Below are 21,571 nucleotides of genomic sequence, written 5' to 3'. Positions count from 1 at the left end.
TACTATAACCAGCATGACCAAATTTATTTGCTTTGCATTCATTGCCTAGATTGTTTCTTATGCAAAGAGAAGTAAGTATATTGTTAGAACATCTAATTCCAAAAAAGTTTTGGTAACTGTTATTTAAAAATATATTGCCTGAACAAAAATTACTTAAAGTATTATAATTAGAACCTTTGAGAAAAATATTATTATCACATGAGTTTGATAAAGTGTTATGAACACATTCACTAAATATATTACTTATTGAAAACTTACCTATCGAATTAAAGTTACATTTTTTTACAAAGGTATTTCTAGAACAATTTTTATTAATTGAATTACCTGTGCAATTATCAAGAAAAACATTATTGTGAGGCTTTTGAGTGCTTGAAGTTTCTATAATATTATTCTTACATTCTTCACTAAATGTAGGAACTTCAACCAGTTCTCCCCTCATTAACTCAATACCATCACCCCATGTAGTTTTTTCATCCATAAGCAGTGGAGTGTCCAAATCCGGATAGACTTCAAAGAAAACATTATTATCTGTTGGAGATGTTGGAACATTTGTGTTTTTAGCCATCCATAGTTTATTGTCTGCTATATAAACAACATCTAACGCCGGCTTTAAACTAGCTTCCCAAATTCGATAAACCATTGCTGTACCATTTCTATAATAAGATGTTTTACTAGGCTTATACCTCGCCCATAACATAGAACGCCAGTCCTGCGGTGCGTCATTTCCACTTATAGGGTCATATCTTCTTAATATGAAGCCCTTTCTTGGTGTTGCATTATCTTCACATAAGTTATTATCTATATCATAATAAACAATATCTTTTGGGTACTTTCTACTTGCAACAATTGGCTCAAATGTTTTTCGGCTACTTGCAGTTAATACTAACACTTCTGTTTCTGTAGCAGTTTTAATGACCTCAGTGGTAGGTTGTAAGTATTTTGTTCTGTAGTCACTTAGAGCGTACTTTCTTCCTGTTATAAGTTGTTCATTATCTCTCATTGCAATTAACTCATCATAGGTTTTTGTTTGTTGTATTATTTGTGACTCAATATTATTAAGTTTTTCATCTAATGTATTTTTTTCATCTACGTACACCGCTTTTGCATGTGTTATGGGTAATATATTGCTTTTATCTACATCTTTTAATATCTTTATTCTTCCTTGCATATTATCACCTCTTATTTTAAAAATAGGCAAAATAAAAAGGCTATATGCCCTAATATCTTACCTTTTAAATTATTTAATTGTGTCGCAAAAATTATCTATTCTGCAACTGCTCCACTGTTTACTATTATATAATCCTCTACTGCTTTTCTATAATCTTTATTTGTAACATCATCCAATTCAAAAGTTCTGTTCTTTAATGGATTTATCCCCTTATTTATTATTCTTTCAGCTAAAATTCTAACAATAACCTCATTAATCATTATAAAATTCCTCCTACATTTTCATTTTCTTTCAATAATAGTTGGTTTTCTAATTCTAGTTTTTCTCTTCTAAGTCTTTCTTCTTCTGTTTCTTCCTTTTGGATATATTGTGTAATAACTATTAAGTCTTTTAGTTCCGTTGTATTTTTATCTTTTGTTGTATCTATATAATAATTTATTGCTTCTTTAAAATTATTGTCGTTGTAATTATAAGGCAAGTCTAAATAATCTATTTCTAAAGGTCTTACTTGTTTTATCATTTCTACTTTTAATCCACTATCAAACCTCTCTTCTAAATATCCATTTAGAATTAAACCTGTATTTTTGTCATAAACTATCCGTTTTCCTAATTTCATTTTGCTATTTACCCCTTTCTTATTCTAATGCTAAATATGAATGTCCATTTCCTGCGCTTTCAGTACTGAAACCATTTTCAAATACTTTAAGGCGGTATGAATCTCCCATAACAGTTCCGCCGCCTGCACCCCTTGATATGTTCCCTGACAAATATATCGTATATCTAGTAAATCCATAAATAAGCATTGTAAATTTTTCATTATTATATTCATCAATTTCAACTGTTTGTGACAGAATTATATAAGATGGTTTAAACGATAAATTAATCGTTTGATTACTGCCAACTGTTCCTTTAGCAAACTTTTTACCAGTATTAATATTAACTATTTTATTTATTAAATTATTTAAAGTGTCACTACCACTACTACTTTGTCCTTTTGCAGTCAAATTACTAGCAAAGGTATTTTTTAAAGTTTGTATCTTACTTTTCATGCTGTCAAAAGTATCACTGCTAGTTAATGGGGAGCCGATAACAGAAGATATATTCTTCTTACCATTATCGGCAAATTGAAAAAGTTCTTGTATAGCTGTTTGAACTTCTGTTGCATTCATTCCTGAAATTTTATTTAATTTAACCTTATTAGCTGATAAATCTATGTTTTCTATTTCCTTCGTCATTTCAGCCATTTGCGACTCAACTTTTTCAAATTCTTCTTTAATTATAGGATGCATTTCTCCCTCGATTATAACTGTTTCATCTAAAAGGTCTTCAGCATAGACTCCTTTTAAATCTCTAATTTTATTTTCTAATACTTCTATATCTTTTTTAGTTGCTAATATAACCGTTGGGTCTACTTTAAGAATTACACTAGAAGTATTACTAACCTCTAGAATTGTTCTTATAAGTATATCTTTACTACTTCCATCTTGTGTTTGAGGTTTATAGGTTTCTGGATATTTTGCAATAGCTACAACATTATCTTCATCATCGAGTATTGCTGCCTCTCTTATCATAAACCCCCCAACGTTACTAGGTAGTAATACCTCTATAATTATCCAATTAGGATTTTCTTCATCTATTCTTATGTTATTTATATTTCCTTCCCAAACTTTATGCCTAAGCTCTGTTTGTTCTTCTGTTGGATTGTAGTAAGTTCCATTACTATCACCTACTTGAAACTTACAAAAATTAACCTTAGTGCCGAGTGCAGTTGCATTAGCTATTTTTGCTTTTCCGACTTTAGTTAATATAGTATAAAATTGTTCTGCCATTACTAAACCTCCTTTTTAGGGTATATAGTTATATTTTCTACACCTGTATTACTTCCAAGTGCTACTTTAACAGTACCTTTAGAATTTATCTCTTTAGGACTCCATGGATAAACAGTTACTTCTTCACCTGTAGCTGTACAAATTCCAAAGTATATATTTGATTTAATCTTTTGTACTAAAGTAGAATTTAATATCATGTTGCAAGGAATAATGTATCTAAAGTTATCAATTATTTCATTAAACATATTCCAATCAAAAGTATTTATTTCTACTTTTAAAACATATTCATTGTTTATTACTTCTAATTTATAGTTACCTTCTCCAAATAAGTTTTTTAATTTATTACTTAAGAAATTATAACTAAATGGAACTTTATCTAATTTTCTATTTTTAAGCCTTAACTTTCTAAATTCTAGACTTTCATTTAAACTATTTGCTCTTATTTTAAATAGAGCTTCGTATTTCTTAACTCCATACTCTGTTGCCTTATCAATAAAGTTTTCATTTAAAATTCTTTGTTGTCCCTTTTCTAATAATTGGAGTTCTTTATCTTCTGTAGAAGTGATTTGTTTAAACTCTTCTATATTAGCAATCTCTGGTGGTAAAAAGTCTATTAGCTTATTCACCTAACACCACCTCTTTCAATATTGGAACTTCTTCAGCTCCTAATATTAAATTTTCTTCTTTATTGTTTATCTTAGTGGTATGTATATCTGCCACACCTTCTACATTTAAAATCCTTGCTTCAATTTGACTTATTCTAACTATTGTATTTTCTTCCTCAGACCACTGCTTTCTTAATTGCAGTAAATATTCATTTATCACTTTTTTAATGTCTTCTTGAACTTGACCTATAGTAACATCCCTTCTTAATACAAGTTTAGTATCTATAGTTATTTCTATATCTTTAGCACCTAACACAGTAACTACATGACCTACTGGAACTATACCTAACCCTTTCCCATTGTTAGGAACGGGGTCTAAAGTAGTTTGAACTAAATCAATTAATTCTTTAGTAGGAACGTTGTAGCTGCTATCTAAAAATACAACTTTTACTGTACCCCCGCCATTCCATATAGGAAATACTTTTACAGTTCCAACTCCATCTATAGCCCTAGTATTAATTTTGTAATCTGCTATATTTCCCCCAAATGGCTTTTCATTTAAATGTTCAACATATCTATTAAAAAGACTTTCATTATTTTCTATTTCTTGCCCTGGTATAAGTAGTTCTCCTAAGTTAGCAGTAGATAAGCCTTCTATATAATCTATAGGTATTAATTGCCCTGTTATGGAGTTGCCTTCTATACCTGTAGATTCACATTGCATTTTATAAGTACCATTAGAAACTTTTTCTATGGCCACAAAATTAAAATCATCTATGGAGAACCTACTACCTATAGGAATATCTATTAAATTATTATCTTGGTCATAGAAATATCCTTTTTTAATTGCATGAGTTGCTTCTTCCCTTTTAAGCCCTTCTTCTGCCACTCTTAAATCTAAAAATCCATCTGGCATGTTAGGGCTAGCAAAAGTATATTCTAAAAATCTATCCATATCAGAATACATTCTTGCAACTTCCATTGCAGCAGGAGCTAAAGCATTATAGATAATAGAGCCTTCTCTCTTATCTAAATCCTTTGGTACTCTTTCTAGCATCCTATTTAAAATTGTTTCCTCTGTATGTGCTTCAAACAACTACTTCACCACACTTTCAGTAAATTCTCCATAAATAGAAAAGACGGTAAAACTTACTTCTACACCGTCTTTATCATATCTAAATATAAAATTATCTACATTATTAATCCTATCATCTTGGCTTAGAGCTTCTCTTATTCTTCTTCTAAACTCACTCTCTGCTATATCCTTTTGTTGTCCTATAAGTCCATTAAGTTCACTTCCATAGTTCCAAGAATATATCAGATACTCATATCTTTCTGTATTTAATATTAATTGTATGGATTGCTTTAAGGCTTCTTTACCATCTGTAAAGCCTACTATTCTATTATCTTTAATTCTATAAGTTTTTGTCGGCTCAATTACTTCTTCTACTTCTAAATCATTTTCTATTATTGCTCCTTGTGGTAATATACTCAATTGTTACACCACCTTATCTAATACAATGTATTGTTGTCCGCCTTGCATCCTTAATAATAAAACCTTGTCACCTTGCTTAAGTCCTTCTCTTATAATAACTTTATTTAAAGCGTTGGAGGTTGAACCATTGGTATAATTATGGCTATGGGATAAATCTATTTCATACTTAGTTAAGCCCTCAGGGATAATAAAAAATTCCTTTGGTAGTATAAGTTTCTGATCTACTTTTATTTTAAAGTTATCTACGCTTAATACTTCTCCAAATAAAATATTAACTGGATTACTTGCATCAAAAGCCCCTATACTTGCTTTTTTTATTGTATCTAACATTCCCATATCTACACCACCTTTAAATCAAAGTCCATAACTAAATTACCCTTTTCAAACTTATGTTTAGCATCTTCTATTAAATAGTATTGTTTAATTCCTTTTTCTTTTATATCCACGTAAACACCACTACCAGCTCTTAGCTTTAAATCCTCTTTAATATCTGTACTAATAACATCTTTTAATTTTAATGTTTTGGTTTCTCTATTTTTAAGTTTTAATGTATTATTGACCATCTCTTGTATTTGTGCTTTATTCATCTTTTCATCTGCTTTTTTATAATATTGTAACCTTCCCCATTTAGCAATATTTTTACTATCCTGCGCTATATAAACATCTCTACCCTTAGTATCTTTATTATCTCTAACTATTTTAACCCTGTTATAGGTATCATTATCTATACTATTTTTCCAGTCATAATCACCTAAATTACTATCGTCCGAAATTATGATTCGTTGCTTCATATTATTTATATTCTTTAAACATATAAAGCCAAAATCATCATACAATGTGTAGGTTTGTTTTGTACTCATTAAAGTCTTTTCTAATGCACTATACATTATATCTAATAACTTTTTATCATCTTCTAAAAGAGATGGTATTACGTGTTTTGTATCTTCTATTGTACCTACCTTTAGCCCAATATCAGTTACTATCTGGCTTATTATTTGGCTAGCTTTCTTATTTGTAAATGCGTAGGTATCATTGTGTAATAAATACCTTGTTTGATCGTAGGCTGTTGCTTTTACTTCTATATCTTTACTACCACTGTTTTCAAAAACATATCCATAGAAAACTTTATTATCATCTACCTTAAAACTTACTACATCACCGCTATTTATAGATATGGATTTATCCTTTATAAATTTAAATTCTAAGCTAGCTGGTTTACCTTTTCTTTTAGTTTTCCATGTAACCTCTGTAACGATCTCAGATATGTTAAACATATTTCCATTCTTATTATCTAACAATAATTCAATTTGCATTGCACCACCACCTATGGAATTTTAAAAACTTGGCCTGGGTATATTAAATTAGGATTTTTAATATTATTTAATTTTGCTATTTCGGGATATCTAGCACCATTGCCAAGATACCTTTTAGAAATATGCCATAATGTATCTCCACTAACAACCGTATGTGTTTTTTGTTTTGGTTTTTCTACTGGTCTTGGTGCTTGGGCTTTAGTCGTTGTGGTCTTACCTTTAGTATTCTGTTTAGCTTCTACAACTACTTTTATAGCTGCATAAGGCCTATACCTTTTAAGGTCTATAGAATAATATATGTCTCCAACTTCTCCACCTTTTTCACTTAGTTTAAAGTTCTCTATAGTAAATAAGTCATTCACTTCTAAGGGGCTACCCCCAGTAAAAATAAATCTTATCTTTTGTTTCTTCTCTCTCCATTCTCTAATCTTTGCAATATAAGAACTCGGAGACAATAACTGCTCCGAGCTCACATATGGTCCTTTGTTTAATGGGAAATAACTCTCAAAACTTATCTCACTCAACTTAGGTTTATTTATTGTATTAACTTCTCCTAAGTTAATAACATCAAAAGTTTTGTTATCTCCACTTTCGTTAAGTTCTATTTTTTCTGGTAATACTGGAAGGGTAAATCCTTCTTCACCATTGTTTATACCTAAATACATTTTATACATTAAGCATACACCCCCTCTGCACTATTAACTAACTCATTTTCCATGTAATTCTCTATCTTAGAGATTATCTGATTTATGTCTGCCTCTTCTTTAATGTCTCCTGTAGTTACCTGTACTGTTGGGGTTAAAGTAACAAAGTTTTGAATGCTCTCTTGTTCGGCTAAATCTCTAAGCATTTCTAAGTGTTCATTACTTACATCAATTTTATCATCAATGTTTTTAAGATGGTCCTTAGCTCCTTTTGCATTTTTACCTAAGTCCCCTGCACCTCCAAAATTGTCAACTTGGGCATTATTCCAATTATCCATCACATTTGTTGGTGGTTCTGGAGGACCATAAGGAACTTTACCCATCCCTCCAAATATATCTCCTATACCTGTTGCAAAGTTAGCACCTTTGTTATATCCTTTCGTAGCCTCTTGAGAATAATCTTTCAATTCCATTCTCTTAAACTTTACAACATTCTTATCGGATTTAGGTTCTGGTATCTTGTCTATTAGGTTATCTATCCCACTATATAAATCAATTTTAACACCAGGAATCATATTCACTAGATCAGTAAGTCCTTTAGCTATAGAACCTATGAACCCCAAAGCGTCTACGGCTAAATCATATAGCAATTTTTTAATTGCATATGTTGGGTCTATAAAAAGGTTAGCTAAAAATTCCCCTAGACTTGCAAATCTATTCCATATCATAGCAATTATATTATAAACAGTGGCATATAAAACTCCGAATACTCCACCTATAAATCCTGTAATTTGTTCAGCAGTAACCCCACATTTCATAAGGATGTAGATAAATAAAGCTATCGCTCCTATAACTAGCATAATAGGCCAGTTAACCATTATCCATGCTATAGCCATAGCTACTAGTGATGTTATTGTATTCCATATTGTAGGAATAAGCATAACTAAAAAATATAGCAATATCGCAATCAATATTGGTTGTATTATAGACCAATTATTTTGTACTGTTTGGCCTATCCAATTGAAAATATCTATAATTCCTAATAGACCATCTGAAATTAAGCCTAATCCAATTGCTATTCCATCAAAGAATGGTTCAAATTTACCTTCTCTAAAAGCTTCATTTAATGTACTTAGCAATGGTTTTAAGGCTTCCATAGCCTTTTCTCCGGCTTGTGCAAAAGAAGTTTCTATATTAGATTTTAGGTTGTTAAATTGTGCTATGGCTGAGTTATTAAATTCTTCTAGAGCCTGCTCGGTGGCACCCTTTTTATCTAATAATTCATTAAACTTACTAATAAAATCTTCCATGCTTTCAGCACTTTGTAGGATTTCTCTGTCAGCGCTTCCAAAACCAAAACGACCTTTTAAAGACATAAAGTCGCCCCCCAGTGCTTCTTTTAAGGCAAATCCTGCACCCTCTAATCCTTGCGTTGGATCTAAAAATGCAAGTCTTTCAGCAGTTTTATTTAAATCCATAAGTTTGTCAGTGTTCTTTGTAAACTGAATAAATTGTCGTGTAATTCCACTAAACTCTTTTAACCCATAAACGCTTATATTCGCATAATCATTCAAATCTCCAAAAAATTGCTTACCAACCTCTTTGTTACCTAGCATACCAGAAATAGTAATAAGTTGTTGTTCTAGCCTACTAGCTCCACCTATAGTTAAATCAATGCCTTTCTTAATTGTTTGAAACCCTATATAAGCACCTACAAGATTTTTTACTTTACCAGCTAAACTATCCGTAGAGCTTGAACCTCTATTAAAAGAATTGTTTAAATTTTCTTGACTATTCCTTGTCCTATCTTGAGAACTTACTAATTCTTGTAGTCCCGCTGAAGCCCTACTAATGCTTTCTCTAGCTGTATTTAACGTATTAGTAATTCGTATATCTCTATTTGCGCTATTATTCATATCATTCATAGCACTTATAGTTAAATTTAATGCTTGTGTTACTTGCTGTAAAGGGTTAGTCATTTGGTCAAACATTCTCAAAGCTGTTGATACTGTTGCCATGCGTTCACCTCGCTTTCAAGGCATAATAAAAGCGCTTAGACAATTCTAAACGCTTTTTTAATACATTAAAGTTTTGCTAATAAATCTGTTTTTTTCGTTGTAAATTCTTCTTCTGTTAAAATTCCCTGATCTTTTAATTCAGATAATTTTTTAATTTGCTCTAATATATCTTCTTGAGAACTATTGCATAAGTTAACTTCATCTGCTCTATCTTCATTTCTGAAATTTAGTAATAGCATCTTTCTATATATTTTCTCATCTACCTCTAGCAAACTTCTTTTACCATCCTTAAACTCTATAGCAATTACATATACACCCTTCTTTTTAGCTGAAGCAACTGCTAATAATCCCACTGGTCCTAAAAATAAGCTACCTGCTACACCTCTCCCAATTGCACTGGTTGCACTAGTTTTCTTTTCACTATCGAATATTTCATATTTTTCAACTGTGTTTTCATCTATCATTACCTTTTTAAATAGTCCAGTTACAATAGTAATACCTAAAGCAGTTATTATAACGTTTTTACCGTTATATTCCCCATCAATAACTTTATTCTTTGCTCCCATGCAATCCCCTCCATAGTATAATTTTACAAATACTATGATATCCTAAAATATACGTTCCTTTCAACTATTTCCTTTTACACTTATCTATTTCTTTCTTTTCCTTTTCCACATGTAAATCTATTGAAGCATATATAAAAGCCCTCTCATTCCGACTCATAGTTGCTAATGTGCTAGGGAGAATTTTAAGTCTATGGAGAGCATAGTGAGCATAATTTGCTTCACTATCACCCTCCTTTACTAGTTTTTTGCTTCTTCTATAAGTTCCTGCATACTCCTATCATATCCATTTACCTCACTTACAACACCTGACCATTGACCATACTCTCCATCTTTCATTTTACATTTCATAGCTTCGAGTAATGCTTCTTCTCCAATTACACCCCAAGCCGATTGCAATTCTGCATTTTTAAGGTCTGGATAAGTTGTTGTTTCTATAATTAATCTTGCCATATATTTATCTTGATCTGTATCAATTACTTTTTGACCTTTTGTAAAAGTAACTTTTCTGCATTTCTTTCTTATTTCATCTCCTACAGTAGCTCCTATAGGTTTAAACTTCATTTTTCTTTTTCTTCCACCTATAGTTATTTCCCTTTCTATTTCTTCTACTTCTTCAAAACTATCCATTAAAAAATCTTCAAATTTATTCATTGTCTATATTCCTCCTACTATCCTAATACCGGTTTATTAAACTTATCTAACATGTCAACATCTTCAAATGTAAAACTCATATCTTCCTCTAATACTTCACTATCGACGTCAAATGAAGCCATACTTACTTCATCTAAATTACAATCTTTTAAAACAATTGTCTGCTTACCTATATTACTCGTTGGGTCCTCATTTGTAACAGCAAGGTCGAAATAAGTATCAATACCATCTTTCATATATCTAAGCATTAAATCCCTAAATAAAGATGTGGCATAATAAACAGTAAGTGTCCCTGTACCTTTCCAACCTGCTGCTTTATTTTGCGTTCCTCTTCTTCCAAGTGTCTTTACTTCTGTTTTCTGCTTTTCAACTTTAGATTCAATTTTCTTTGCATAAAATAACTCTTCATTTCTACCATCAATAGTTATATAAGCTCTAGCTTCTTGCCCGCTAATGGTATCTCCAGCTTTAAAAAATCCCATATATTATCGCACCTCCACATCCATATATAATTTCTCCATTGCATCAATTGGTTGTACTTCAATCTTTGCCAATACTGAATCTTTATCTTTTCCTTTTTCGATTTCAATATCTTCTGGAACAACATTTTCAAGAGCATTTATCCCCTGAAGTCCCTCCAAAAATTTAATTATATCTTTCTTAAAAAGATTTCTCCCATCCACACTGTTGTCACCTTTACCAATGTAATTAGTTTCCCATAGTGATTTTATACCATTGTTTATTTCAAATAGAGTTCTTACTACCCTATTCTTTCTATAATCTTTTCCTTTATCTTCTGTAAATGACTTAAAGGTGTTTATATCCTGTTCTATAACTACTTTCCCATTATTAGTTGTAAATACTATTTCCCCATTCTTTAAAGCTTCTTCTATTTCCCTGTTAGTATATTTAATATCTAGATCAATAGCACCCTCATATTGAAGATATGTGTTAGATTGATTTACATTTGCTCCTGCTGTAGCTCCAGTTACAAATGCAACTGCCTTGTCGGATGTTATTTTTACATTATCTCCTAGAATAACTCCATTCTTAACGCTAATAACATTTTCGCTATCGGCTTCAGGATAATTTTCTAACACTAATTGAACCTGTCTACCATCTTCTTTTAATCTTTTTATAAATGCTGTTGAAACTGCTTTTATACTTGAATCCTTAGTTGGTATTCCTATAGTATGAAACTCATAAACTTCAACTGCTGCCAAATAATCGGTATAGTTTTGATTAGTAACAGTGCCATCAATTCCACCTTTAAGTGGTAATCCAGCAGTTATTTTTAATTCTCCAGTACCTTTAAAATCAACATAATCATTAGACTTTAAATCATCTATAGTTTTAACTAATTGTTTATCAACTTTGTTACCTTCAAAAGTAGTTATAACCTCAAATCTACTTGTATCATCTATGTTGTTTTGAATTACTACAGTAATGTTATTTCCCTTAGTTCCACTGTATTTTGCATTTATAGTTAATCCTTCTAATGTTGCAGTAGCTTTACTACCCTCATTAAGTCTATATAACAAAAGTGTCTTAGCTCTCTTAAATACTTCTCTAATTAACAAGGCGCTATCATCTGCTATATTAATACCTAATACTTTTGATAAATCATCATCAGCGTGTATAGTAATAACTTCTTTTTCAGGTCCCCAAGGTAAAATTAAAGGCAATGTTGCAATTCCTCTTTCTCCTATTGGAGTTATTGCGCTTTTTTTAGATTTAAAATTTATATATGCTCCTGGTCTTGTTTTATTTTGAGAAGTCCATGTTCCTCCTGCCATCTATTTCACCTCTTTCTTGTTAAAATCATCTATAATATTTTTAACTTCCTCTAATGAATATTGCTTATCATCAAGTAAAGCCTTTAAAATATCTTTTTCTATTTGTGTAAATTTACTAGAATTGATAATCTGTTCTTTAGTAAATTTAACTTCGTAATTAACTTCTTTTTTAGTCATTTTTAAATCCAACCTCCTTATCTAAGGTTTGCATTTTTGGTGTTTTTTCTACTTCCCTAATTACTTTGTAATTAAACTGTAAAAAGAAATGTAGAACTCCGTCTATAACCTCATGTGTCATCCCTGTAGCTCTGTATAAACTATTTCCTACTTGTACATATTCAAGAATTTCATATAAACTGTCAGTCATATCATTACAATCATTATTTGAACTTTCTTTATCACTAAAGTAATGCACATCAAAAGATATATTTTTGCTATATCTTGTATTTAACTCTTTACCCTGTGCTGAAGATAAAATCTTAATAAAAAAACAAGGCTCCTCAAAACCTTGTTTAATCTCTTCTCCATATATATTTATGTTAGGAAATTCTTTGTCTAATGCCTGGTTAATTCCTATTCTTAAATCGTTTATACTTGCTATATTATCACTTCCTTAAGCTCTACCGTTAAGTATTTGATTTAATAGTTCTACTTGCTTTCTTTCTAAGAACTTAGGTAATTCTCTTTCTATTTCCTGCATAGATATTGTGGCCATGAATCTTCCTTCTACCCATGCCTTATGATCCCTAGTTCTGTGACCATACTCTACATAACTTGCATACTCCACGTTATTAAATATTTCTACTATATACGCATTTCCTTGCCTTACTACATTTCCTACCTGCCAGTTACGTCTTAAATGTCCTCCTGTCTTATTAGGGTAAACGCCTAGTGGAGTGCGTTTTTTAATTTTTCTCTCAGCTCTAAAAGCCATTTCAAGTAAAAATTCTTTAATCCATCTTTCAATTACTCTTTCATCAAGTGCCTTTTTAAAGCTTTTGGCCATATTCTTGAACTCAGAATAATCAAAACTTCCCATTCTTCCCATTACGCTTTATCTTCCTTTGTTAAAATAACTTCTTGATGTGTATTATAGGGGAATCCTTCTCCAGCTTTATATTTAGTAGTTATACTTAAGGTCCTATTCGTTACTTCTATTTCATCCCCTTGATTTATATTTATCTCTGGAGATATAAAAAGCTTAAGCTCATAAGAAATTTGATTTATAGTATCAGTTTGATTATTTTTACTTAGACTTTCTTTAGATACTTTACAATGTTGTTTTTCGTACTTAGGAACTGGATTAATTCCTGTTTTAGTTTCCTTAGTTATAGGGTCTTTATATTTTTCATATCTGCAAATATTGCAAGTAGAATCATACAGGCTTTCAATAGCTTTTCTTGCTTGTTTTCTAGCTCTTTCTATCCCCTTAAACAATTACCACACCAGCTTTCTATACTTGTTAAGTTGACCCTTATAGTCTTTTAATAAACTATCCTTAAATTCACTTGCTGCACTCCTATAACTTATAGATGTATCACCTTCTGTTATGGAAGAAATAGAACCTAAGGCACTTTCTTCTTCCCCTAGGTTCTCATTTCTATACATGTCCATGGCCATTTTTAAAACTGTAGTATTCAATTCTTTTGGTATCTCTTTTATGTGGCAATAATCTTTTACTATTTGTTCTACATCTTCTAGTGCAAATTCTAATAAAAAATCCTTAGAATCATCTTCTAAGGTCATACCTAAAAGTTTCTTTAATTTTTCTAATTGAGTCATAAACTCACATCCAATCTAACCTCTTGAAATAATTCTTGCTATTGCAATAGCTTTATGATCTATATACTTTTTAGAACTTCCTGAGCCACCATCATTAACAAGTTCCCAGTTAGCGCCATTAGCAAGTTCTTCATCTGTTGGTGATAATGTTGCTTGAGATTTCTTTATATAAGAAATTCCATAAGGTGCAAAACATTTTCTTTGGCGTGAATATAAAGTATCTTGGCCACCGTTTGTTTTTGGATCTCTGGACATTTCGTATGGGACTTTAGCCCCGATGTTCTCATAATCAAATGCTCCATCACCTAGCACGTAAGTCGTATATTTTGTGTATCCATCACCTGCTCCGTCTGCACTTTCTGCAACTTCTTCCACTGGCATTGAGTCATCAATTAGAACAGTTCTTCCATTCCATGTTGCAAGTTGTAATTCTCTTTCAATGCCCCTCTCATCTGTATATTTAAGATATGCTAGTAATTTAAGATTCTCTAAATTAGTAGCAACCACACTATGCATAATAGCTATAGTAAATTTAGATTTATTATCGCCACTAGCCTTTTGAATAGCTGTATTTAATGTAGTTGGCCCTACAACATTTTTATCATTTTCTAATATTGAAATATCTAATGTGTGATTATTAACAAACTCTAAATTTTTAGCACCTGTCATTGAGTATATACCCTTTAATATTGATAATAATGTGCCTTGGTCTATATCATCCCAATATTCTCCTACTTGATTTCCCACATTATCCATGAAGTCTACTCCACCAGTTATATCTTCTGAAAAATCACTTTCTACCCATGCCTTAGCTCTACCGACAACCACAACACCTCTTTCAAATGTAGTTGTTGTAGTTGCTGTAATATCTGTTTGCCCATCATAGTTTAATGCTGCTCCATCAATACGACCATACATAGGTAATACTGCATAGGCTGTGCCTGTTTGTGAACTGAAAGCATTTTTAATTTCCGTATTTCCTTTTAATGCTCTTGATTTTAATAATTCATTTTTCTTTAATTTTGGTACTCTTTCTACATAAGCGCCAAATGCTTGTGGGTTAAAACTTTTTGAATTAAATTTTGCCATATTACATTCCTTCTTTCTTTATTTAAATTTGTGCATTTGGATTTTCTTCTATATATTTGCATAATTCAGCATAGGACATTTTACTTATATCTTCTGTTTTTATTTTATTTGCTGCACTATCTACAGGATTCACCCCTGAGAACTGTGGTTGGCTTTGTTCCTCTATAAATAAATAGCCATCACTCTTTTTTAATTCTTCTATTTGCTCATTAATACCTATAAGAGTTTCCCCGTCTAACTTAACATTCTCTAAATTTAAAAGAGCCTTAACAGCCTTTGTATTTCTTACATTTGCCCCTTTTAAAGCTCCTTCTAATGCATAATTAAACTGCATATCTTGTATTTGTTTTTCATATTCACTCACTTTTGTTTCATAATCTGTAACCTTAGTTTGAAGCTCCTCATTATCCTTATTGCTTTTCTTTAAATCTCCAATGGTTGCATTTGCAGTTTTTAGTTGGTCATTTAGAGCATTAAACTTATCTTTAGGTATCCAATTGCCATTACTAACTATATCTATCTTGTTATCACCTACCTTTTGTATCACTTGGTTATAAAGTTCTTCTCCTAAGATTTCTTTTAAATCCATTTATATATCTCCTTTCCTGCTAACCTTTTTATACAGGTCGGCTCCTGCTTGTGGTCTTTCAGTTTAGACTCATAAATACTAAAAAGAGCAAAATAAAAAAGTCTTATTTCTAAGACTTTAAAATTATAATTTATTTTTAGGATTACGCTTTCTAAGAAGCCAATTCATAGAACTAATTATTGTTGAAAAAAATAAGAAAAATCCTATTGAGCCAATTAAATCTCCATTACTATATAAATTGTTAGTAGATACATTTGGTAAATAATATTTATCAATCCATTCTGGATAAAACGGTTCTTTGTATACATTTCTATGTTTTCTATCTTCTATTACTTCTCTTCCAAGCTCATTCACTATATTCATATCACTTGGCATATACCCCGCATTTGAATCAATTACAATATTATTTATAACATTCCCAATAGGATAACATAATCCTCCAATTATCGTAACTGCAATAATCACTGTAACTGCAAATTTATTGTTATATAGTTCTTTTTTATTAAATAAGTGATTGTTTAATAGACCAAAAAGTACTCCTAGTAATATTGAATAAATTATTAAATTCATAAAATCTCTCCTTTAACTTACATTATTTAATAAACATAATATAAGTTTCCAAAGTAAGAATCAACTGTTTTTATGTTCTATAAATGTTTACCCAATCTTACTATTTTCAGTACATAAAAAGCACCTACTATTTTAATTAGTAAGTGCTTTTACTCATTAAATTCAATTATGGCATCCGTCAATTCTTCTGACTCCATACTTTTCTTGAATTCTTCAAATATTTTCTTTTGTTCTTCTGTAGCTCCATCTTTCAAAATCCAGTTATCATTTTCATCATAATCAGTTATTCCTACAAGCTCTTTTGGTAATGCTATCACTTCCATACCTCCTTTATCTTTTCTTTTAATAGTTTTACTACTTCTTTAGCAAGAAATCTAGGTTTGTGCTCTGAAACAGCTTCCGCTAAAAATTCAAGTGTACTATGATTAGAATAATCACTTAAATTCTCTTTAACATTCTTCTTGGTATTCGCTATATTAAGATTGTTTAAGGCCTTCACTTTTATCTCTTTAGATAGCACTCCGTTTTTTATGCCATTAAAAGCTATGCCTAAATTATCTAAATCATCTAATTTATTGTTTTTATTTATTACACCATATTTCTTTAAGGTTGTAGCGTATTCTATCATATGCCCCATTTCATGCTTTATTATTCCTTTTACTCCATCTTTAGGTGTCCACCATTTATCATCTACACATCTTTCAATCATATTGTCAATAGATTTTAAGTCTGCTAAATGATTCTTAGATAAATTAAGTGTTGTATTTAATTTTCCATCTTTAAAGCTTAATATGGCACTTGCTGGAGCTTTAGCCCTTCCATCTGTTTTTATCTCCTGAACAAACCCATTCAATAATGGGTATTCCTGATAAATTTCATTCATTGATTTATTTACATAGTTAGCTACATCAACACTAATCCCTTTATAACTAACTGTGCTAAGATTAAGATTATCTACAGCCCATTTTTCAGCTTCATTAATACTCTTTATATCTGGATACCTAAACTCTTTAACAACTTTTTCTTTTATTATATCACTATTGCCATTATTTACAACATGCTTATTATACCACTGTTCATAATTCATATTACCAGGTACATAATGAATCTTATCGTTGTTATCTCTAGCAATTCTTTCTTCGTCTATTGCATCTGGAAAATAAGCAACAGTAGTAGTCCTACAATTGGGATGAAACGGTGGAGCATTAACCCCTATCTCCTTTTCGCTTACCTTAAATACTTTGCCATCCATAGACCTACAAATCTTACTTGTGTGTAAATCTAAAGTAGCAAGTATTTCATATTGTTTTACAACACCGCTACCACTATAGCCATCAAAGGTTGCTTTAGAAATAATGTTAGCACTTTCTGTGTTAACCAGCGTCCTAGCTCTATTTCTACCTACTTCCATTCTTTCAGCAATTATTTTAGAAGTTTTATCTATGCTATCACCACGAATAAAAGCCTGTGCAAGATTTGTTTGTAGCTCCATAATTAATTTTTCTTTGTTGTTCCATATTCTACTGCTATAATTTCCACCATGCCATGGCTCACTTAAAACTTTTTCTACTGCTCTTTTATCAACTTGTGCAAAATTAATACCAATACCTAGCCCTTTATGAATTTCATATATATTTCTGTAATAAGTATCTTTATAAATGCTCCCTAGAGTTCCTGTAGTGCCTTCTTGTTGCTTTATATATAAACCCTCTATGCTATTCTTTATCTGTGTCTGCAAAGCCTGTAACCTTGTTACTCTTACTTTATAAGATACATTATTTAATTCTTTTTCCCATTGTAGATTTTTATTATTTTTAGCTTTGTTAGTAAACTCTTGTAAAGACATTTTAAACTCATGGAGCTGGTTAGAATTTAATAATTTTCTAGCTTCATCTAAAGTAATTTCATTATTCTCTGCAAATCTAGCATAAAACACTTCTATATCTTTTTGTATACTGTTTAATGCCTCCATATACTCTAATTGTAGCCTTACAATATAATCATCAGTTTTCTTAAATTGTTGCCTTACTACCTGTTCTGAGCGCTTCTTCCAATAGTCTTTACTCCTCATTTCCTTCACCTTCTGACGGTTCTTCTAAAGGGAAGTTAGGATATACTCTTTCACGTTCTTCTTTCTGCTTCTTTATTTTCTCTAATTCGTCCTTAGTGCTCCATGGATGATTAGATATTATAGTATCATCGCTAATAATTCCAACACTAGATTTACAGTTATTAATACTATCAGTTTCATTTATTAATGTATCACGATTGAAGATAAACTCTACATTCTCATTAGTAAAGTCACCTTGATTAGTATTAATTAAATGTTGATTAATAAACCATAATAAATATTCCAAACTTGCCTGGAACTCTGTTTCCATTATGTTACAATCTAAGTCTAAATCATTATATAAGAACTTAAGAGCTATTCCGCTTGGAGAGTTTCCAAACTTATCTGATTGGGTGTCGACACCTCTTCCAAACTCATATATATCTTTCCTTGTCTGTTCAATATGAGTTTTATAAGCTTCAACATTAATTTCTAAGTTCCTTGTTTCAACTCCACCATCACCAGTAACTTTAACCGCCCTATAAATGCTCATGTTCCTTCTAAACTCACCTAGATTCTCACCGTCATAATCCTTAAGAACATAAATACTATTAGGCAAATCCTCTAAGTTATTACTATTGCCACTCTTATTTCTGTCATAATCATCTACTAAAGACTTAACAAACTTAATTAGTGGCTGTTCTTCATCATTATATTTGAAATATACAAAAGGCACTTTAGACCATGTAAATGATTGTTTATTCTCTTTATCATCTACCACACTAAAATGCCCTGTATCTTCTGGAGCTTCAACATCAGGTATTAATCTACCTTTATGCTCTACATACCTTAATACTTGCTTAGTATCCCAATATTCAACTTTTTGTACTGTCTTTTTAGTTTTACCTTCATAGACTATAACCTCATACACCCTAATAAGTGCATCAAGCTTTGTGTGTTCTGAATCTTTCCAAAGAGGTATTATCTCTTCACTTGGTAATCTCTTAAATCTAAGCTGACCTTCTTCGTTATAATAGATTTGAGCCCATGCTATTCCTTTATTAACTGCATCTTTTCCTAGATTTTTAATAAGCCTCATGAAAGATTTATTAAATACATTATCTAATATCTTTTTATACTGTTTATTTTTAGTCTGAATACTTAAAGGCTTTGATAATAAATATCCTACCTTCTGGTCTGTAAGCTTTCTTACAAAGTTATGAATTAATTTATTATTTGCTAGGTTTTTAACTTCTTCAAGTTCTCCACCTTCGCCTATAGCCATTCTTTTGCGTTTAAGTATATCAGCGTCACCCTTATAGTATCTCTGGCCATCTAACATTAATTGTCTTTCTTTAGAACTATTCCATCCCTTAATTTCTTCCTGGATAATTTCTTCTAAAGTCATTACTGAGTTAGCTCCCTTACTAAGTATCTTATCTATAAAAAACATTCGAACACCTCCTTAATCAAATGAAATTGATTTATCTTTTCCTATATTCTCTGCTACACCTGTTGTTGCATCTGGAGCATCATCATTCTTATTTTTACCTTCTCTTTGATATTTGAGCATAGCATTATAATACTCTGGCCACTTATCCCTCCAGTTAACAGGGTAATATATATGGTCCATAACCCATGTACTATTAGACAATATTCTTGCAATTTTATTCTTACTCTGGTGAAACCACTTAACTTTTGTTTTATTGCTGCCAAAGACTTCTTTTAATATTCTCTCTACGCTTCTTGCAAAACCACGACCACCATTATTACTTTCTATATCAGCTACATTTACACCATTTTCATAAAGTCGTTTTGCGGTCTCAGTTTCCGTAGTTTCCATAGAATCTTTTGTATAATAAACATCTAACACGTAGGCCTCTTTGTTATAAACACCATAAATTATATTACAAAGATAATCATTTCCTTGGTCTGCTGTATCACAATAGGATTTAATAGCAGTAAATAAAAGATTTCCTTTGTCATCCGTTGGAAGTTCAGTATATGTTTTAAATCTACTATATAACCTTCCTTTAAGGTCTATAGGCTCTTGTTGATAGTTGGCACTTGCTATATCCTCACCCATGGCTTTTACTTTATTTATATAGCTTCTATAGCTTAATACCTCTGGACAAAGCATTTGTTTTTTCTCTTTATCAATCAATGCTTTCATACTTACATGTCTTACTTTTAGTCCCTGCTCTTTATAATAATCTAATGCTTTACCTGCTAGATCATCACTAGCCCATCTAGTCATTATGATTATTATTTTTCCGCCTTCTTCTAAACGTGAAAGCATTGTATTAGTAAACCAATCCCAATGTTTTTGTTTAACACTTTCGTTATAGGCTTCTTCAGCATTTTTAATTAAGTCATCTATAATTAACAATGAAGCTCCAAACCCTGTAGCTGTACCTGTTGGATAAGTGGCCAAATAGTTGTTATATCCATCTTCTAAAGACCACAAGTTCATAGCTCCATCACCATGTTTTATTTTTACCTTTGGGAATACATCACTAAATACAGGTTTATACTTATCCGCTTTTTCTTCTTGGATAGAGTTCCGTACATTCTTAGAAAACATAGTTGATAGAATTTCATTATATGATCCTGTCATAATCTTTTCATTTTTATTTTTACCTAATACCCATTCAACGAATAGGCTTGCTGTTCTACTCTTACCATGACGAGGAGGTTCATTGACAATTAATACTTCATCTTCATCACTTTCATAAAAGTCCTGGAACTCATTGCATAAGTCCACTAAGTATTTTCTATTAATTCTATAAAAGTCCGGCGCTTTTAAATTGCAATAAAAAAAGAACTCACGTCTTGCAAGTTCTATTTTTGCTCCTAGCTTTATTAATTCTTTATCCATTTTCATCACTATTTGCTAATTTTAATAATTGCTCCTTTGTAAGTCCTTCATATGGATTATTAACTTTCATATTTCCACTATGTTCAATATCTCTCTTATCTCTCCATTCTTGTGGCTTTCTATTCTTTAACCAAAATATTTGGGCTGTGGTATCTGGAGTTACTTCTTTCTTAACCTTCTTAGTAACTACCATTTCATATAAAGGGAATCCATGTATATCAGTAATTGGTTGACCTCTTTCATCTTTTCGTAATACTCTTTCTTGAGTAACTTCTTCATATTCGTATCCTAATGCCCTTTTTAGAAGTGCATTTTCGACTTCAAAGTCTATTACTTCCTTTCCCTTTTTTAAGGCCGCTGAAAGTGCCGAATATTTCTTTTTATATTCTCTAAATGTTGAATATGCTATTCCTAAATTCTTTGCTATTTGTTCATCAGTGAGCCCATTTCTAGCCCACCCTTCAACTAGCATAAGTTTATCTTTAACATTAGTTTCATATTTTGATTTAGCCATGAGCTCACCTCCTT

General features: G+C 31.1%; 28 protein-coding genes. All 28 read right to left on the bottom strand.

Going from position 1 to position 21,571, the window contains the following annotated elements:
- Positions 1–1,168: hypothetical protein (locus tag B3603_RS09260; RefSeq protein ID WP_291563742.1), on the bottom strand; the 1,168-nt coding region annotated here is incomplete at its 3' end.
- A gap of 95 nt (positions 1,169–1,263) precedes the next feature.
- On the bottom strand, positions 1,264–1,428 hold the full coding sequence (locus B3603_RS09255; RefSeq protein ID WP_291563740.1) for a hypothetical protein: 165 nt from the start codon (positions 1,426–1,428) through the stop codon (positions 1,264–1,266).
- Positions 1,428–1,784 carry a hypothetical protein gene (locus B3603_RS09250; protein WP_291563738.1) on the bottom strand — a complete coding sequence of 119 codons (357 nt, stop codon included), beginning with the start codon at positions 1,782–1,784 and terminating at the stop codon, positions 1,428–1,430. The genes B3603_RS09255 and B3603_RS09250 overlap by 1 nt, the downstream gene beginning before the upstream one ends.
- A gap of 19 nt (positions 1,785–1,803) precedes the next feature.
- Entirely contained in the window at positions 1,804–2,997 is a 1,194-nt protein-coding gene (locus B3603_RS09245) for a phage tail protein (protein ID WP_291563737.1), read from the bottom strand.
- Between the two features lie 2 nt (positions 2,998–2,999).
- Positions 3,000–3,623 carry a putative phage tail protein gene (locus B3603_RS09240; RefSeq protein ID WP_291563735.1) on the bottom strand — a complete coding sequence of 208 codons (624 nt, stop codon included), beginning with the start codon at positions 3,621–3,623 and terminating at the stop codon, positions 3,000–3,002.
- Positions 3,616–4,698, bottom strand: a complete 1,083-nt coding sequence (locus B3603_RS09235; RefSeq protein WP_291563733.1) for a baseplate J/gp47 family protein — start codon at positions 4,696–4,698, stop codon at positions 3,616–3,618. Before B3603_RS09235 ends, B3603_RS09240 begins: the two co-directional genes overlap by 8 nt.
- Positions 4,699–5,097 carry a DUF2634 domain-containing protein gene (locus B3603_RS09230; RefSeq protein WP_291563731.1) on the bottom strand — a complete coding sequence of 133 codons (399 nt, stop codon included), beginning with the start codon at positions 5,095–5,097 and terminating at the stop codon, positions 4,699–4,701.
- Positions 5,098–5,100: 3 nt separating this feature from the next.
- Entirely contained in the window at positions 5,101–5,433 is a 333-nt protein-coding gene (locus B3603_RS09225) for a DUF2577 domain-containing protein (RefSeq protein ID WP_291563729.1), read from the bottom strand.
- Between the two features lie 2 nt (positions 5,434–5,435).
- The gene (locus tag B3603_RS09220; RefSeq protein ID WP_291563727.1) at positions 5,436–6,410 is read right to left on the bottom strand and encodes an XkdQ/YqbQ family protein; all 975 of its coding nucleotides are present in this window, start codon (positions 6,408–6,410) and stop codon (positions 5,436–5,438) included.
- Positions 6,411–6,421: 11 nt separating this feature from the next.
- The gene (locus B3603_RS09215; protein ID WP_291563725.1) at positions 6,422–7,084 is read right to left on the bottom strand and encodes a LysM peptidoglycan-binding domain-containing protein; all 663 of its coding nucleotides are present in this window, start codon (positions 7,082–7,084) and stop codon (positions 6,422–6,424) included.
- Entirely contained in the window at positions 7,084–9,072 is a 1,989-nt protein-coding gene (locus B3603_RS09210; RefSeq protein WP_291563723.1) for a hypothetical protein, read from the bottom strand. Before B3603_RS09210 ends, B3603_RS09215 begins: the two co-directional genes overlap by 1 nt.
- 65 nt (positions 9,073–9,137) lie before the next feature.
- Positions 9,138–9,638: an SHOCT domain-containing protein gene (locus B3603_RS09205; RefSeq protein ID WP_291563721.1), complete on the bottom strand. Its 501-nt coding sequence runs from the start codon at positions 9,636–9,638 to the stop codon at positions 9,138–9,140.
- Positions 9,639–9,875: 237 nt separating this feature from the next.
- The gene (locus B3603_RS09200) at positions 9,876–10,289 is read right to left on the bottom strand and encodes a phage tail assembly chaperone (RefSeq protein ID WP_291563719.1); all 414 of its coding nucleotides are present in this window, start codon (positions 10,287–10,289) and stop codon (positions 9,876–9,878) included.
- A 17-nt stretch (positions 10,290–10,306) separates the two neighbouring features.
- The gene (locus tag B3603_RS09195; RefSeq protein WP_291563717.1) at positions 10,307–10,771 is read right to left on the bottom strand and encodes a phage tail tube protein; all 465 of its coding nucleotides are present in this window, start codon (positions 10,769–10,771) and stop codon (positions 10,307–10,309) included.
- Between the two features lie 3 nt (positions 10,772–10,774).
- A complete protein-coding gene (locus tag B3603_RS09190) occupies positions 10,775–12,085 on the bottom strand; it encodes a phage tail sheath family protein (protein WP_291563715.1) in 1,311 nt (436 codons plus the stop codon).
- On the bottom strand, positions 12,086–12,262 hold the full coding sequence (locus tag B3603_RS09185) for a hypothetical protein (protein ID WP_291563713.1): 177 nt from the start codon (positions 12,260–12,262) through the stop codon (positions 12,086–12,088).
- Positions 12,255–12,686 carry a phage tail terminator family protein gene (locus tag B3603_RS09180; protein ID WP_291563744.1) on the bottom strand — a complete coding sequence of 144 codons (432 nt, stop codon included), beginning with the start codon at positions 12,684–12,686 and terminating at the stop codon, positions 12,255–12,257. The genes B3603_RS09185 and B3603_RS09180 overlap by 8 nt, the downstream gene beginning before the upstream one ends.
- Positions 12,687–12,698: 12 nt before the next feature.
- Positions 12,699–13,133, bottom strand: a complete 435-nt coding sequence (locus B3603_RS09175; protein ID WP_291563711.1) for an HK97 gp10 family phage protein — start codon at positions 13,131–13,133, stop codon at positions 12,699–12,701.
- The gene (locus tag B3603_RS09170) at positions 13,133–13,522 is read right to left on the bottom strand and encodes a hypothetical protein (RefSeq protein ID WP_291563710.1); all 390 of its coding nucleotides are present in this window, start codon (positions 13,520–13,522) and stop codon (positions 13,133–13,135) included. Before B3603_RS09170 ends, B3603_RS09175 begins: the two co-directional genes overlap by 1 nt.
- Positions 13,523–13,867 carry a phage head-tail connector protein gene (locus B3603_RS09165; RefSeq protein ID WP_291563708.1) on the bottom strand — a complete coding sequence of 115 codons (345 nt, stop codon included), beginning with the start codon at positions 13,865–13,867 and terminating at the stop codon, positions 13,523–13,525.
- A 15-nt stretch (positions 13,868–13,882) separates the two neighbouring features.
- Positions 13,883–14,956: a phage coat protein gene (locus B3603_RS09160; RefSeq protein WP_291563706.1), complete on the bottom strand. Its 1,074-nt coding sequence runs from the start codon at positions 14,954–14,956 to the stop codon at positions 13,883–13,885.
- A 22-nt stretch (positions 14,957–14,978) separates the two neighbouring features.
- Positions 14,979–15,545, bottom strand: a complete 567-nt coding sequence (locus B3603_RS09155; protein WP_291563704.1) for a phage scaffolding protein — start codon at positions 15,543–15,545, stop codon at positions 14,979–14,981.
- A 123-nt stretch (positions 15,546–15,668) separates the two neighbouring features.
- The gene (locus B3603_RS09150; protein ID WP_291563703.1) at positions 15,669–16,115 is read right to left on the bottom strand and encodes a hypothetical protein; all 447 of its coding nucleotides are present in this window, start codon (positions 16,113–16,115) and stop codon (positions 15,669–15,671) included.
- Positions 16,116–16,264: 149 nt separating this feature from the next.
- Positions 16,265–16,432 (bottom strand): hypothetical protein, encoded by a 168-nt coding sequence (locus B3603_RS09145; protein WP_291563702.1) that lies wholly within the window; start codon positions 16,430–16,432, stop codon positions 16,265–16,267.
- A complete protein-coding gene (locus B3603_RS09140; RefSeq protein ID WP_291563700.1) occupies positions 16,429–18,186 on the bottom strand; it encodes a minor capsid protein in 1,758 nt (585 codons plus the stop codon). Before B3603_RS09140 ends, B3603_RS09145 begins: the two co-directional genes overlap by 4 nt.
- Positions 18,176–19,618, bottom strand: a complete 1,443-nt coding sequence (locus B3603_RS09135) for a phage portal protein (protein ID WP_291563698.1) — start codon at positions 19,616–19,618, stop codon at positions 18,176–18,178. Before B3603_RS09135 ends, B3603_RS09140 begins: the two co-directional genes overlap by 11 nt.
- Before the next feature lie 12 nt (positions 19,619–19,630).
- A complete protein-coding gene (gene terL / locus B3603_RS09130; RefSeq protein WP_291563696.1) occupies positions 19,631–21,043 on the bottom strand; it encodes a phage terminase large subunit in 1,413 nt (470 codons plus the stop codon).
- Entirely contained in the window at positions 21,036–21,557 is a 522-nt protein-coding gene (locus B3603_RS09125; RefSeq protein WP_291563694.1) for a helix-turn-helix transcriptional regulator, read from the bottom strand. The genes terL and B3603_RS09125 overlap by 8 nt, the downstream gene beginning before the upstream one ends.
- Positions 21,558–21,571: the final 14 nt, after the last annotated feature.

Origin of the sequence: Clostridium sp. UBA2485 (assembly GCF_002341865.1) — a bacterium.
In the GTDB taxonomy this organism is placed as follows: Bacteria; Bacillota; Clostridia; order Clostridiales; family Clostridiaceae; genus Clostridium_J.
Note: the sequence above shows the minus strand (reverse complement) of the source record. Positions and strands in the feature narration are given on the sequence as shown.